Source organism: Streptomyces sp. BI87, from assembly GCF_025957665.1.
Taxonomy (GTDB): Bacteria; Actinomycetota; Actinomycetes; order Streptomycetales; family Streptomycetaceae; genus Streptomyces; species Streptomyces albidoflavus.
On record NZ_CP110079.1, the window covers coordinates 5,003,040 to 5,015,667 of the forward strand.

12 protein-coding genes are annotated in these 12,628 nt (G+C 72.6%); 3 read left to right on the top strand and 9 right to left on the bottom strand.

The window, feature by feature from the left end; all coding sequences use genetic code 11:
• Positions 1 to 53: 53 nt before the first annotated feature.
• The 5 genes from OIM89_RS22320 to OIM89_RS22340 all read right to left on the bottom strand — a co-directional run bounded on the left by OIM89_RS22320 (position 54) and on the right by OIM89_RS22340 (position 4,984).
• On the bottom strand, positions 54 to 1,325 hold the full coding sequence (locus OIM89_RS22320) for a beta-ketoacyl-[acyl-carrier-protein] synthase family protein (RefSeq protein ID WP_030698396.1): 1,272 nt from the start codon (positions 1,323 to 1,325) through the stop codon (positions 54 to 56).
• A 147-nt stretch (positions 1,326 to 1,472) separates the two neighbouring features.
• The gene (locus tag OIM89_RS22325) at positions 1,473 to 1,721 is read right to left on the bottom strand and encodes an acyl carrier protein (protein ID WP_030698397.1); all 249 of its coding nucleotides are present in this window, start codon (positions 1,719 to 1,721) and stop codon (positions 1,473 to 1,475) included.
• A gap of 73 nt (positions 1,722 to 1,794) precedes the next feature.
• Complete coding sequence (locus tag OIM89_RS22330; RefSeq protein ID WP_030698398.1) at positions 1,795 to 2,796, bottom strand: ketoacyl-ACP synthase III; 1,002 nt, start codon at positions 2,794 to 2,796, stop codon at positions 1,795 to 1,797.
• A gap of 17 nt (positions 2,797 to 2,813) precedes the next feature.
• Positions 2,814 to 3,755, bottom strand: a complete 942-nt coding sequence (locus tag OIM89_RS22335; RefSeq protein WP_030698399.1) for an ACP S-malonyltransferase — start codon at positions 3,753 to 3,755, stop codon at positions 2,814 to 2,816.
• Between the two features lie 89 nt (positions 3,756 to 3,844).
• Positions 3,845 to 4,984 carry a PucR family transcriptional regulator gene (locus tag OIM89_RS22340; RefSeq protein WP_095730220.1) on the bottom strand — a complete coding sequence of 380 codons (1,140 nt, stop codon included), beginning with the start codon at positions 4,982 to 4,984 and terminating at the stop codon, positions 3,845 to 3,847.
• Positions 4,985 to 5,167: 183 nt separating this feature from the next.
• Here OIM89_RS22340 and OIM89_RS22345 point away from each other — a divergent pair, with 183 nt between their 5' ends.
• Positions 5,168 to 5,896 carry a pirin family protein gene (locus tag OIM89_RS22345; protein ID WP_226965174.1) on the top strand — a complete coding sequence of 243 codons (729 nt, stop codon included), beginning with the start codon at positions 5,168 to 5,170 and terminating at the stop codon, positions 5,894 to 5,896.
• A 161-nt stretch (positions 5,897 to 6,057) separates the two neighbouring features.
• Here the strand turns inward: OIM89_RS22345 and OIM89_RS22350 are convergent, their stop codons facing one another.
• Both OIM89_RS22350 and OIM89_RS22355 read right to left on the bottom strand, forming a co-directional pair.
• A complete protein-coding gene (locus OIM89_RS22350) occupies positions 6,058 to 6,648 on the bottom strand; it encodes a GNAT family N-acetyltransferase (RefSeq protein ID WP_030698401.1) in 591 nt (196 codons plus the stop codon).
• 660 nt (positions 6,649 to 7,308) lie between these two features.
• Positions 7,309 to 8,151, bottom strand: a complete 843-nt coding sequence (locus OIM89_RS22355; protein ID WP_217467009.1) for a serine hydrolase domain-containing protein — start codon at positions 8,149 to 8,151, stop codon at positions 7,309 to 7,311.
• 193 nt (positions 8,152 to 8,344) lie between these two features.
• Here OIM89_RS22355 and OIM89_RS22360 point away from each other — a divergent pair, with 193 nt between their 5' ends.
• Both OIM89_RS22360 and OIM89_RS22365 read left to right on the top strand, forming a co-directional pair.
• Complete coding sequence (locus OIM89_RS22360; protein WP_047138598.1) at positions 8,345 to 8,842, top strand: MerR family transcriptional regulator; 498 nt, start codon at positions 8,345 to 8,347, stop codon at positions 8,840 to 8,842.
• Positions 8,843 to 8,953: 111 nt separating this feature from the next.
• Positions 8,954 to 10,015, top strand: a complete 1,062-nt coding sequence (locus OIM89_RS22365; protein WP_175457011.1) for an aldo/keto reductase — start codon at positions 8,954 to 8,956, stop codon at positions 10,013 to 10,015.
• 122 nt (positions 10,016 to 10,137) lie between these two features.
• On the opposite strand, the gene OIM89_RS22370 is transcribed toward OIM89_RS22365, so the two are convergent.
• Both OIM89_RS22370 and OIM89_RS22375 read right to left on the bottom strand, forming a co-directional pair.
• Positions 10,138 to 11,355 carry an acyltransferase family protein gene (locus OIM89_RS22370; protein WP_030698405.1) on the bottom strand — a complete coding sequence of 406 codons (1,218 nt, stop codon included), beginning with the start codon at positions 11,353 to 11,355 and terminating at the stop codon, positions 10,138 to 10,140.
• Complete coding sequence (locus OIM89_RS22375; protein ID WP_047465513.1) at positions 11,352 to 12,443, bottom strand: alpha/beta hydrolase; 1,092 nt, start codon at positions 12,441 to 12,443, stop codon at positions 11,352 to 11,354. Before OIM89_RS22375 ends, OIM89_RS22370 begins: the two co-directional genes overlap by 4 nt.
• Between the last annotated feature and the right edge of the window lie 185 nt (positions 12,444 to 12,628).

The window sequence follows — 12,628 nt, forward strand, 5'->3', positions numbered from 1 at the left end:
ACGATCCGCAGAAACCGCCCCCGGGGGCCCTTCGCCCTGCGTACGCGGGCCGGTCAGACCGTGCGGAAGGCGAGGACCACGTTGTGGCCGCCGAAGCCGAACGAGTTGTTGATCGCGGCGACGGTGCCCTCGGGCAGCTCGCGCGCCTCGCCGCGGACCACGTCCGCGCCGGACTCGGTGATCGCCGGGTCCAGGTCGTCGACGTTGAGCGTCGGCGGCGCCTTGCGGTGCTTCAGCGCCAGCACCGTCGCGACCGTCTCGATGCCGCCGGCACCGCCGAGCAGGTGACCCGTCATCGACTTGGTCGCCGAGATCGCCACGTGCTCCAGGTCCTCGCCCAGGATCTGGCGGAGCGCCTTGACCTCGGCGATGTCGCCCTGCGGCGTCGAGGTGGCGTGCGCGTTCAGGTGGACGACCTCGGAGGGCTTCAGGTCGGTGTCGTCCATCAGGTTCTGGAGCGCCGCCGCGATGCCCCGGCCGGTCGGCTCGGGCTGCGCGATGTGGTGGCTGTCGGCCGACAGGCCCTGGCCCAGCACCTCGCAGTAGACGCTCGCCCCGCGGGCAGCCGCGTGCTCGGCCGACTCCAGGACGACGACGCCCGCGCCCTCGCCGAGGACGAAGCCGTCACGGGCGGTGTCGTAGGGACGCGACGCCTTCTCGGGCTCGTCGTTGTTCTTCGACATCGCCATCATGTTGGCGAAGGCGACGACCGGCAGCGGGTGGATGGCCGCCTCGGTACCGCCCGCCACGACCACGTCGGCGCGGCCGGTACGGATCATCTCCACCGCGTAGCCGATCGCCTCGGCGCCGGAGGCGCAGGCCGACACCGGGGTGTGCACGCCCGCCCGGGCGTTGACCTCCAGGCCGACGTTGGCCGAGGGGCTGTTCGGCATCAGCATGGGCACGGTGTGCGGGGATACGCGCCGGGCGCCCTTCTCCTTCAGCACGTCGTACTGGTCCAGCAGCGTGGTGACGCCGCCGATGCCGGAGGCGATGACCGTGCCGAGGCGCTCCGGGCTGATCTGCTCGTCCTCGCCCGCCATCGCCGTGTAACCGGCGTCGGCCCAGGCTTCACGGGCGGCGATCAGCGCGAACTGCGCCGAGCGGTCGAGCTTGCGTGCCAGGGGGCGCGGCAGGACCTCGGTCGGCTCCACCGCGATCCGCGCGGCGATCCGGACCGGCAGGTCCGCGTAGCGGTCGTCGTCCAGCGGACGGACGCCGGAGCGGCCCGCGATCAGACCTTCCCAGGTCGATGCGGCGTCGCCACCCAGCGGGGTGGTCGCGCCGATACCGGTGACGACCACGGTGCGATTGGTCGGGCTCACAGGGCTTGTCTCCACAGGTCAGAGGGTCGAGCTACGAGGCGCGCCACCACCGGTGCGGCGGTCGGGCGCCCGGGCCGGCCGGGGCCGGGGGCCGGGCAGCGGGGAGCGGACCCGGAAGGTCCGGGGCCGCTCCCGGTGCGCCGGGGCTCAGCCCTGGTGCTTCAGGATGTAGGACGTGGCGTCGCCGACGGTCTTGAGGTTCTTGACGTCCTCGTCGGGGATCTTCACGTCGAAGCGCTCCTCGGCGGCGACGACGACCTCGACCATGGACAGCGAGTCGACGTCCAGGTCGTCGGTGAAGGACTTGTCCAGCTGGACGTCCTCGACCGGGATGCCGGCGATCTCGTTCACGATCTCCGCGAGACCTTCGACGATCTCGTCCTGCGTGGCGGCCATGATGGCGCTCCTTCGTTGATGTTCAGAGGTGTATGGTTCCGCGCACTCCGGAGGAACCGGAGGTGAGCGGCGCCTAGGGGAGAGTAACGACCGTCGCGGCGTAGACGAGACCCGCCCCGAAGCCGATGACGAGCGCCGTGTCGCCGCTCTTGGCCTCGCCCGTCGCCAGAAGCCGCTCCATCGCGAGCGGGATCGACGCGGCCGAGGTGTTGCCGGTGGTCTCGATGTCACGGGCGACCGTGACATGCTCCGGCAGTTTGAGGGTCTTCACCATCGAGTCGATGATCCGCATGTTGGCCTGGTGCGGAATGAAGACGTCCAGGTCGTCCGCGGTGATCCCGGCGGCCTCCAGCGCCTGCTGGGCGACCTTGGCCATCTCGAAGACGGCCCAGCGGAACACCGCCTGGCCCTCCTGCGTGATCGCCGGGAACTTCTCCGGGTGGCCGTCGCGGTACTCCTCCCACGACACCGTCTGCTTGATGGTCTCCGACTTGTCGCCCTCGGAGCCCCACACCGTCCGCCCGATGGCCGGGACGTCCGAGGGGCCGACGACGACCGCGCCCGCGCCGTCACCGAAGAGGAAGGCCGTCGCGCGGTCCTCGTGGTCGGTGAGGTCGCTGAGCCGCTCCACGCCGATGACCAGCACGTGCTCGGCCGACCCGTCGACGATCATGCCCTTGGCCAGGGTCAGGCCGTAGCCGAAGCCGGCGCAGCCGGCGGAGATGTCGAAGGCGGCGGGCTTGCCGGCGCCCACCAGGTGGGCGATCTCGGTGGCCACCGCGGGGGTCTGCTTGAAGTGCGAGACCGTCGAGACGACGACGGCGCCGATCTCGGACGGGGCTATACCGGCGTCGGCGATGGCCTTGCCCGCCGCCTCCACCGACATCGCGGTGACGGTCTCCTGGTCGTCGGCCCAGTGCCGGGTCGCGATGCCCGAACGCGAGCGAATCCACTCGTCGGACGAGTCGATCTGCTCCAGGATCACCTCGTTGGGCACCACCCGCGTCGGGCGGTAGCCGCCGACCCCGAGAATGCGCGCGTACGGGGCACCCTTGCTGGGCTTGATCTTCGCCATGCTCTCGGTGCTCCTTCTCAGGCCGTCTGCGAGTCCGCCGGGGCGGCGGGGGAGTGCTCGGCGATCAGGGCGCGCGCGGCGTCGAGGTCGTCGGGGGTCTTCAGGGCGAGCGTCTTGACGCCCGGCATCGCACGCTTGGCCAGTCCGGTCAGCGTGCCGCCCGGGCAGACCTCCAGCAGTGCGGTCGCGCCCAGCTCCTGGAAGGTCTCCATGCACAGGTCCCAGCGGACCGGGTTGGCCACCTGGCCCACCAGCCGCTCCAGCACCTCCGCGCCGGTGGCCACCCGCGCGCCGTCCCGGTTGGAGACGTACGGCACGACCGGGTCGGCCGGGTCCAGCTCCTTGGCGGCCGTCTCCAGCTCCGACACGGCGGGGGCCATGTGCGTGGTGTGGAAGGCACCGGCCACCTTGAGCGGCACCACCCGGCGCACACCCTCGGGCTTGTCGGCGACCAGGGCGTCGATCTGCTCCAGCGTGCCCGCGGCGACGATCTGGCCGGCGCCGTTGACGTTGGCCGGGGTGAGGCCGAGCTTCTCCAGGTGCGCCAGGGTCACCTCCGGGTCGCCGCCGAGCAGGGCGGCCATCCCGGTGGCGGTGACGCCCGAGGCCTCGGCCATCGCCTGGCCGCGGCGGCGCACCAGGCGCAGCGCGGCGGTGTCGTCCAGGACCGAGGCGAAGGCGGCGGCGGTGATCTCACCGACACTGTGCCCCGCGACGGCGCCGGGGGTCACCTCGCCGAGCGCGGCGGTGGAGAGCAGCCCGGCGGCGACCAGCAGCGGCTGGGCGACCGCGGTGTCACGGATCGCCTCGGCGTCCGCCTCGGTGCCGTAGTGCACCAGGTCGAGGCCGATGGCGTCGGACCAGGCCGCGACGCGGTCGGCGGCACCGGGGAGTTCGAGCCAGGGGGTCAGGAAGCCGGGCGTCTGAGCGCCCTGGCCGGGAGCGACGAGTACGAGCACTCTCACACTCTCTCTTGGGGAGGGCCCCGACGGCCGGTGGGGACAGGGACCAAGAACCGTCAGGGGAATTGTTGGTGTCCGACAAAATCCTAGAGTTGCGCCTCGGCGTCCGCCAAGCGCCCCAGGATCAGCGCGATACGCAGCGTGAAGGCCGATCGCACATCGGACGGTGACCACCCGGTGACGTCAGTCACACGTCGAAGCCGGTAGCGCACGGTGTTCGGGTGGACGAACAGCATCCGCGCCGCCCCTTCGAGGCTGCTCGCCTGCTCCAGGTAGACGCTCAAGGTCTCCAGGAGGGCGGACCCCGCCTCCTCCAACGGTCTGTAGATCTCCTCCACCAGCTGGTCCCGCGCGGCGGGATCGCCCGCCATCGCGCGCTCGGGCAGCAGATCGTCCGCGAGGACCGGCCGGGGCGCGTCCTGCCAGGCCGCGCAGGCCTTCAGCCCCGCCGCGGCGGCCTGCGCCGAACGCGTCGCCGCCAGCAGATCCGCCACCACCGGACCGGCCACCACGGGCCCCGCCGCGTACGGCCCGATCAACGCCTTCGCCACGTGCAGCGGATTGTCGCTGCCGCCCGCGATCACCACCAGACGGTTGCCGAGGACGCCGGTCAGCACCTGCACCTTGGCTCCGCGCGAGGCCCGCCGGATCGCCTCCACGGTCAGCTCGCTGTCGCCGTCGGGCGCGGTGCCGAGGATGACGCAGACGTGCTCGGGGGAGTTCCAGCCGAGCGCGGCCGCCCGGGAGACGGCGCCCTCGTCGGCCTCGCCGGAGAGCACCGCGTTGACCACCAGCGACTCCAGCCGGGCGTCCCAGGCGCCGCGCGCCTCGGCGGCCTGCGCGTAGACCTGGGCGGTGGCGAAGGCGATCTCGCGGGCGTAGACCAGCAGCGCCTCCCGCAGCACCGACTCGTCGCCCGGCGCCGCCACCTCGTCGATCGCGGTCTCCATCACCTCGATCGTGGTACGCACCATCTCCACGGTCTGCCGCAGCGTGATCGCCCGCGTCAGCTCGCGCGGCGCCGTGCCGAACACGTCGGTGGAGATCGCCTGCGGCGCGTCCGGCTGCCGGAACCACTCGGTGAACGCCGCGATACCCGCCTGCGCCACCAGGCCGATCCACGAACGGTTCTCCGGGGGCATCGCCCGGTACCAGGGCAGCGTCTCGTCCATCCGCGCGATGGCGTTGGCGGCGAGGCGCCCGGAGGAACGCTCCAGCCGCTTCAGCGTCGCGGTGTGCGGGTGGCCGGCACCCGCTTCCGCGGAGTGCTCCGCGGACTGCTCGGTGGGCCGGTCGGGGGGTGTGGATTCGGGTTGGGACACGGGACAAGACTGCCTTATCGGAGAGGGGTGGTGGGCTGCCGGGTCACGGGGGAGGGGCGCCGGACGCGCGGAAGGCCAGGCCGTACCGTGGTGCGGGTGATCGACGTACGGCGCTCCGGCGACCGGTACCGGGGCGGCGAGCCCTCGTCCGGCATCAGCTCTCTGCACGCCTTCTCCTTCGGCCGGCACTACGACCCGGACAACCTCCGCTTCGGCCCGCTCCTCGCCTGCAACGAGGAACGCCTCGCTCCCGGCGCGGGCTTCGACGAGCACCCGCACAGCCACACCGAGATCGTCACGTGGGTGACCGAGGGAGAGCTGACCCACCAGGACTCCACCGGCCGCACCACCGTGGTCCGCCCAGGCGACGTCCAGCACCTCAGCGCCGCCTCCGGCGTCCGCCACGTCGAGCGCAACGACGGCCCCGCCCCCCTCACCTTCCTCCAGATGTGGCTGGCCCCCCTGACCTGGGACGCCGCCCCCGCCTACCACCTCGTCCGCCGCGAGGGCCTTCCCCAGGACCACCCCGACACCGTCGTCCTCACCCTCCCCGCCGCAGCCGCCACCCTCCACCACCTCCTGCTCACGCCGGGCCATCCGCAGCACTTGCCGGAGGCACCGCTCCGGTACGTCCACGTACTGAACGGCGAGGTCGGGGTCGGCCCTGCCTCGGCGGATGCCCGCCCCGCCGCCCCGGCGGCGGAACTCCGCCCCGGGGACTCCGCGCGGATCGGCGACGCGGCCGAAGGCCCCTTCATGCTCACCGCTCGCGGCGAGTCCCCCGCCGAACTGCTGGTCTGGGCAATGGAGGGGTGACCGGCCTCCGCGTTCGGGCCGTGGAGGACCGAGGCGGGCTTGCAGGCCCGCGGAGCGACCAGGTGCCCGGCTGAGTCCGGCCGACGCCGGGGGACGGCTTGGGTGAGCCTGGTGAAGGAAGCGGGCGCCGCAGAGGCGGTGCGGCAGGAACGGGCCGCCCCTCAACCCCGTTTCCCGTGCCGCCACATGGCCCACATCTCCGGCCCGGAGCCGAACGTGAGCCGCCGCTCGGTCACAAACCCCAGCCGCTGGTAGAACCCCAGGTTCCGCTCATTGCTCGACTCCAGGAAGACCGGACGCCCCTCGGCATCCGCCCGCTCCAGCAACCCACCGAGCACCACGCCCCCGAGCCCCGCCCCCTGAGCCTCGGCCCGCGTCCCCAGGAACTCGACGTACCAGTGCGCCGGCACCTTCGGATGCCGCCGCTCCAGAGCGAGCAACCGCGCCCCGATCCGAGGCAGCTCCCGCCGGCCCGCCCGGACCAGCGTCCCGGCGTTCCGCAGCAGATAGGCGGTCGGCAGCTTCCAGGCACCGGGCTCCGCCCACACGCACACCACCCGCCGGCCGTCATCGGTCCACACCCGCCCGTACGGGATCTGCTGCGCGAGGTGCCCCCGGAACAGCAACCGGAGCCGCCACTCCCGGTCACGGGGCATCAACCACGCCCAGACGGGATCATCCCGGTACGCACTCGCCAACACCCCGGCAAGCACCTCCACATCAGCCGCACGTGCCTGCACGAGTCGCCCCATGCGGGGACGGTACGCGCGGGGGAGTGGGGGCGCCAGGGTGCTGGGGATTCGCCTGGGGCTGCCGTGGGGCGGGCGGGAGCGGGCGTTGGGCGTGGGCTGTCATGGGGAGGCGTGGCTCGGCCATGGGCTCGGTGGGGGTCGGCCGGGAGTCAAGTGAGGCCAGCAGTGGGTCAGCGAGGGTCAGCGAGGGGCGGACGCGGGGCGCAAGGTGAGACGGCCGGGGAGCGTGAACGGGCATGCTGACCGGGCGGGGCGATGGTGAAGAGGGGGAGGCAGGGCAACAGGGGCCGTACAGGGCAGCGGGGCCTGGGCAGCTCCGGGCGCCGCCCGGCTCGGGGGCTGGTCCACGCCGGGCAGTCGGTTCGGCTCGGGAGCTGACCGAAACCGGGAGCGGCCTGGTTCTGGGGCCGGCCCGCGTCGAGGGCCGGCCCGGCTGGCGGGCCACACACCCCAGAATCCGACGGACTCGGGGCCGACCCCCTGTCTCCACGGGCTCACCGGAGCTGGGCATCCGGAGAGCCCAGCCCGAGTCCGGGCAAGGCTCGTCGACCGGAGGTCCGTGCACCGACAAGCCGTGTCCTGAGGCCGAAGCGGAACCCGAAGCGGAACGCCTTGGCCCAGCCCTTCTCCCTTACCCCAGCCCCGGACACAGGGGCCCGTTCAGCTGTCCCCGGCTCCGGCCAGTTCCTTGAGGACGGCGTCCGTGAACTGGGGCCACGCCTCGATGGCCCACGGCCCGAAGTCCCGGTCCGTCAGCGCGACGGCGGCGGCCCGGGCGTCCGGATCGATCCACAGGAAGGTGCCCGACTGCCCGAAGTGCCCGAACGTCCTCGGCGACGACGTCGCCCCCGTCCAGTGCGGCGACTTCCCGTCCCGGATCTCGAAACCCAGCCCCCAGTCGTTCGGATTCTGGCTCCCGTACCCGGGCAGCACCCCCTTCAGCCCTGGGTGCACGACCGACATCGCCTCGGCGACCGTACGGGCGTCCAGCAGCTGGGGCGCCTGCACCTCCGCCGCGAACCGGATCAGGTCGTCCACCGTCGACCACCCGTCCTTCGCCGGAGACTGCCCCCCTTCCAACGTGGTCGACTCCATCCCCAGGGGCTCCAGCACGGCCTGACGCAGGTACTCCGGGAAGGCGATTCCCGTCACCTTGGCCAGGTGCTCCCCCAACGCCTCGAAACCGGCGTTCGAGTAGATCCGACGCGCCCCGGGCTCCGCCTGAACCCGGTTCTCGTCGAAGGCCAGCCCACTGGTGTGCGCCAGCAGGTGCCGCACCGTCGCCCCCTCGGGACCGGCCGGCTCGTCGAGCTCGACGGCCCCTTCCTCGTACGCCACCAGCACGGCGTACGCCGCGATCGGCTTGGTCACCGACGCCAGCGCGAACCGCCGGTCGGTGGGCCCGTGGGCCCCGGCCACCGTCCCGTCGGACCGCACCACGGCCGCCGCCGCGTGCGGTACCGGCCACTCGTCCACCCGTGCCAGAGTCTCAAGGCTTCGCATGTCGGCGAGTCTAGAACGGGCGCCTGGCCCGGCCGGGCGGTGCCCGGCCCTCACCCGGCGGAGTCTGGCGACGAGTGGACGGTGTGGAGGGTGGTGGCGGACGGCCGCCGCAGCGGGTGGGAGGCGGATCGTGCCCGCCTCGGGGCGATCCGCGCTTGCCTGGAGTGGACTCCAACGTTCTAGCGTGGAGGACATGACGGTGACGGATACCACCTCCCTGCCCGCTGTGGTCCGAGACTGCTTGGCCGAACCCGACCCTCTTCCCCGCCCGGACGGCGACGACCGGTACACGATCAGCGAGGTCGCCGAGCTGACCGGCCTGACCCCCCACACCCTCAGGTGGTACGAGCGCATCGGCCTGATGCAGCACATCGACCGCTCCCACTCCGGACAGCGCCGTTACAGCAACGCCGACCTGCGCTGGCTGTCCCTGGTCGGCAAACTGCGCCTCACCGGCATGTCCGTCGCTGACATGATCCGCTACGCCGAACTGGCCCGAGCCGGAGAGCACACCTTCCCCGAACGGCAGGAACTCCTCCAGGCCACCCGCCGGGACGTCCTGACCCGGATCGCCGAACTCCAGGGGACCCTCTCCGTCCTCGACTACAAGATCGACCACTACGCGGGCAAGATCGACCGCCACGCACGCACCCGGACGGCCCAAGCCGCCCCGCGCGCCGAGGGCGCCTGACCTCCCGCTCCACGGCCCGCGCTCGCGATGCGAGCCACCCCCGTCCTTCCGACCTGGCCCCCGTCCACGCTCCCGCGCCGGCGAGGCCGGGACTTTCATGGAGGAATCACCATGACGCAGCACTCGCCCGACTCGCCCGCCGGCGCCGCCGACAGCACCCGCCCGTCTCGCATCGGCACGGTGGCCCTCTCGGCAGGCGGCCCCGAGGTCGGTGTCCAGGGCCTCGGCTGCATGGGCATGAGCTTCGCCTACGGACCCACCGACGCCGACGCGGCCCGCGCCACCCTCACCCGCGCCCTCGACCTCGGCGTCACCTTCTTCGACACCGCGGACGTCTACGGCGCCGGAGAGAACGAACAGTTCCTCGCCCCCTTCTTCCAGGCCCACCGCGACGAGATCACCATCGCCACCAAGTTCGCGCTGAGCATCGACCCGGACCAGCCCGACCTGCGCACGATCCGCAACGACAGGGCCTACATCCGCGAGAGCGTCGACGCCAGCCTCCGCCGACTCGGTGTCGAACACATCGACGTCTACTACATGCACCGCCGCGACACCTCCGTCCCCATCGAGGAGACCGTCGGCACCATGGCGGAACTGGTCAGCGCCGGCAAGGTCGGCCACCTCGGCCTCAGCGAGGTCACCGCCGCCGAACTCCGGGCAGCCCACGCGGTCCACCCGGTCACGGCGGTCCAGTCGGAGTGGTCGCTGTTCAGCCGGGACGTCGAGACGACGGTGGTGCCCGCGGCCGCCGAGCTCGGCGTCGGGTTCGTGCCCTACTCGCCGCTCGGGCGGGGCTTCCTCACCGGCTCCTTCGTCCAGGCCGAGAGCGAACTCACCGACGACGACTTCCGCCGCGGTCAGCCGCGTTTCACCGGCGACAACGCCGCGGCCAACGCCGCCCTGCTGGAACCCCTGCGCACGATCGCCGCCGCCCGCGGAGCCAGCCCCGCCCAGATTGCCCTGGCCTGGGTCCAGCAGCAGGCGGAGGTGCACCGCCTGCCGGTCGTCCCCATCCCGGGCACCCGGAAGCCGACCCGCGTCGAGGAGAACACCGCGGCTACCCGCCTCCACCTCTCCGAAGCGGAGCTGGCCCTCTTGGAGCCCATCGCGGGCAAGGTCGCCGGTGACCGCTACGCCGACATGTCCTTCACGTCGGTGGGCCGTGAATGACCTGTACCGCCTCATCCTGATTTTCCCTCCTCTCCGCCTCTCACGTCCGTGCCTCTCACGCCCGGTCCCGCGGTCTCTCCTGCCTCCGAAGGCCGGGCCTCCTGGCCGCGAGCCCCCGGAACTCAAGCCAGCCGTAGGGCGAATATCGCGAACCCCGCCGCCAGCACACCGGCCGCCACGCGTATCCCTGGGCCTGCTCCGGTCCACGGCGCGTCCAGGCGACGGGCGGATCTCGCGGTCACCATCAGCAGGGCGGCGAAGAGCGGTATCCACATCACCCGTGCGGCGACCCAGGCGGCCGTGTCCGGCGCCGAGATGAGGCCGGGCACCACGCCGAGGGCCGCCCCCGGTATCGCCGCGGTCAGCATCGCCGTCTGATGCCAGCAGAGGATCGTCATCGCCGACAGGTTGACCGCGACGACCGGTGCCCACCAGCACGGGCGCCGGAGCAGCGAGGCGATCCGGTCCCGCAGCAGCACAGCCGCTCCGCTCTGAAAGGCGCCGAGTGCGAGTACCAGCAGTGAGGGCGGGTGTGAGTTGGTCCGGGCCTCGCCCGGCACCCCCACCATGGACGTCGGATACCCGAACTTCCACAGCAGCACAGCGAACAGCGCTGCCCCACCGATCAGCAGCACCCTCGCCGCGCGCCGGCTCATCCGCCCTTCACCCCAGCCCACCCCCAACTGGTAGGCGAACAGCCACCCGGGCAGCAGGTTGAACAGGCTCAGCCACGTCGGCATCCCGGCCGACCAGGGGCCGTACCGGAGCAGATCCACCACGGCGACCGTGCCGAGGAGCGGCGCCGCGGCCCACGGACCCGCCTTCCGGGCGGCCCGCGCGCACCACGGTGTCAGCGCGGTCACCGCCCCGTAGACACCGACGAACCAGAGCGGCTGGATGACGAGGGTGGCCGCTGTGTGCAAGGTGGCGTCAGGCACCCCTGACCACCACAGCACCACCAGGAGGCCCGACCAGATCGCCGTCACTCCCACCACGGGCCGCCCGAGCCGTACCAGCCGTCCGGCGACCCAGCTCCGTGCGGACTCGCCCCGCTCGGACGCCCGCCGGTAGGAGAGCGCCGAGGCGTGTCCCCCGACGAGGAAGAAGATGCCGAGCATCTGCAGCACCCAGCTCAGTGGCGCGAGCGAGGGGAAGGAGGAGAGCGGGCTGGCGTTGTGGAGGCCGCCGTCGCCGTCACGTGTGAACCCGCCGAGGAGCCAGTGGCCGGTCGGCACCGCGAGGAGGGCCAGAGCCCGCAGCCCGTCGAGTGCCCGGTCGCGGTGAGCCGGAGTCGCCGCCTCCACCTTGGCTGCGGCCCGGCGCAGCTGGGTCGCCTTCATGCCGCCTTCCCTTCCGCGATGGCGGCGAAGGCGGCGAGAGCGTCCGTACCGGGGGCGAAGTAGTCGGAGTGGCCGCTCACCCGCTGCGCGGGCACACGGCGGGCGCCGAAGCCGGGCGCGGTCGGGTCGGTGCCGTGGCCCAGCTCGAAGAGCCGCAGATGGGGCACCTTGCCGATCCAGTCCCCGGAGCTGCGTGCCGCCCAGACGCGGGCGGTGGTGCCCAGGGAGCCGGCGTCCGCCACCCGCATCCCCGGCGAGCCGAGGACCACCAGATCGGTCACGCGGAGATGCGGTGCGGCCAGTGCGCACACCACCGATCCGTAGCTGTGGCAGAAGACCGCCGGGCTGGGAAGTCCGGCGGCGTCCAGCCCCTCGACGAACCGCCGCAGGCGCGGTGCGCCCGCCTCTGCCAGGCGGCCGGTGGCCGCGTCGGGGCCGATCCCGACAGGGGTGGTGTAGCCGACCCAGGCGATGACCGCGGTCTGCCCGTCCGTCGCCCCGGCGAGCGAGCGGGCCATGCCGGCCGGTGTGCCGTAGGGGTTGCCTGAGCGGTCGAAGGTGCCGAGGTCGATGTCGGAACCGGGGACGACGACCGCCACGTGCCGGGCCGAGTCGAGGTCGCCGAAGACCTCCGCCACCTGCCCTCGGCCCCGGGGATCGAAGGCGAGTATCTGCCGTCCCGGCTCCAGCAGCCCGCGGTACCGTTCGGCACGCTCGGCCGCCCGGTCTCGTTCCTCGTCGGACAGCCGCCGGTGCGCCGCCCTCTTCTGCTCCTCGGCGCGTGCGTCGGCCAGTGCCCGGGCATTGGCCGCGTAACGGAGGCCGACCGGTGCGCCGTCCAGGTTGCCCAGGACGAGCGGGTGGCGCTCGACGAGGTCCGCCAGCTGCCGCTCCGTCAGGTCGGCCAGGAAGTGGTGGACTTCCGTGGGTGTGGTGCGTGCCGGGTCGGGGAGTTCCCGCCCTGTCAAGGTGTCGCTGCGCCAGGCCGTGACGCCGGGCGGCGGCCCGGTGAGGGGCGTCTGCTGGCCGGTCGACGCCCACCCCGTGGTGGCCGTCATCAGCGTGGACGCCAGCACCAGCCCGGCCATCGTGCGCCGGCCTCGCGAACGTGCTCCCGGCCTCGCCCAACGCACCCGCATCCGCATCATCGGTCCCCGTCTCCCCGTCCGGCCGGCGCTCGTGTCCGGCCTGTTGGAGAGAAAGGTAGGAAGACGACACCCGGCGGGGCTTCACACCGGAGAGCCAAGTGCCACCCCATACCCCAGTAGGGGGT

Excerpts from the sequence above, each read along its gene's own strand:
- OIM89_RS22325 (WP_030698397.1), bottom strand. The coding sequence starts at position 1,721 with ATGGCCGCCACGCAGGACGAGATCGTCGAAGGTCTCGCGGAGATCGTG.
- OIM89_RS22330 (WP_030698398.1), bottom strand. The coding sequence starts at position 2,796 with ATGGCGAAGATCAAGCCCAGCAAGGGTGCCCCGTACGCGCGCATTCTC.
- OIM89_RS22350 (WP_030698401.1), bottom strand. The coding sequence starts at position 6,648 with ATGGGGCGACTCGTGCAGGCACGTGCGGCTGATGTGGAGGTGCTTGCC.
- OIM89_RS22355 (WP_217467009.1), bottom strand. The coding sequence starts at position 8,151 with ATGCGAAGCCTTGAGACTCTGGCACGGGTGGACGAGTGGCCGGTACCG.
- OIM89_RS22360 (WP_047138598.1), top strand. The coding sequence starts at position 8,345 with ATGACGGTGACGGATACCACCTCCCTGCCCGCTGTGGTCCGAGACTGC.
- OIM89_RS22365 (WP_175457011.1), top strand. The coding sequence starts at position 8,954 with ATGACGCAGCACTCGCCCGACTCGCCCGCCGGCGCCGCCGACAGCACC.
- OIM89_RS22370 (WP_030698405.1), bottom strand. The coding sequence starts at position 11,355 with ATGAAGGCGACCCAGCTGCGCCGGGCCGCAGCCAAGGTGGAGGCGGCG.
- OIM89_RS22375 (WP_047465513.1), bottom strand. The coding sequence starts at position 12,443 with ATGGCCGGGCTGGTGCTGGCGTCCACGCTGATGACGGCCACCACGGGG.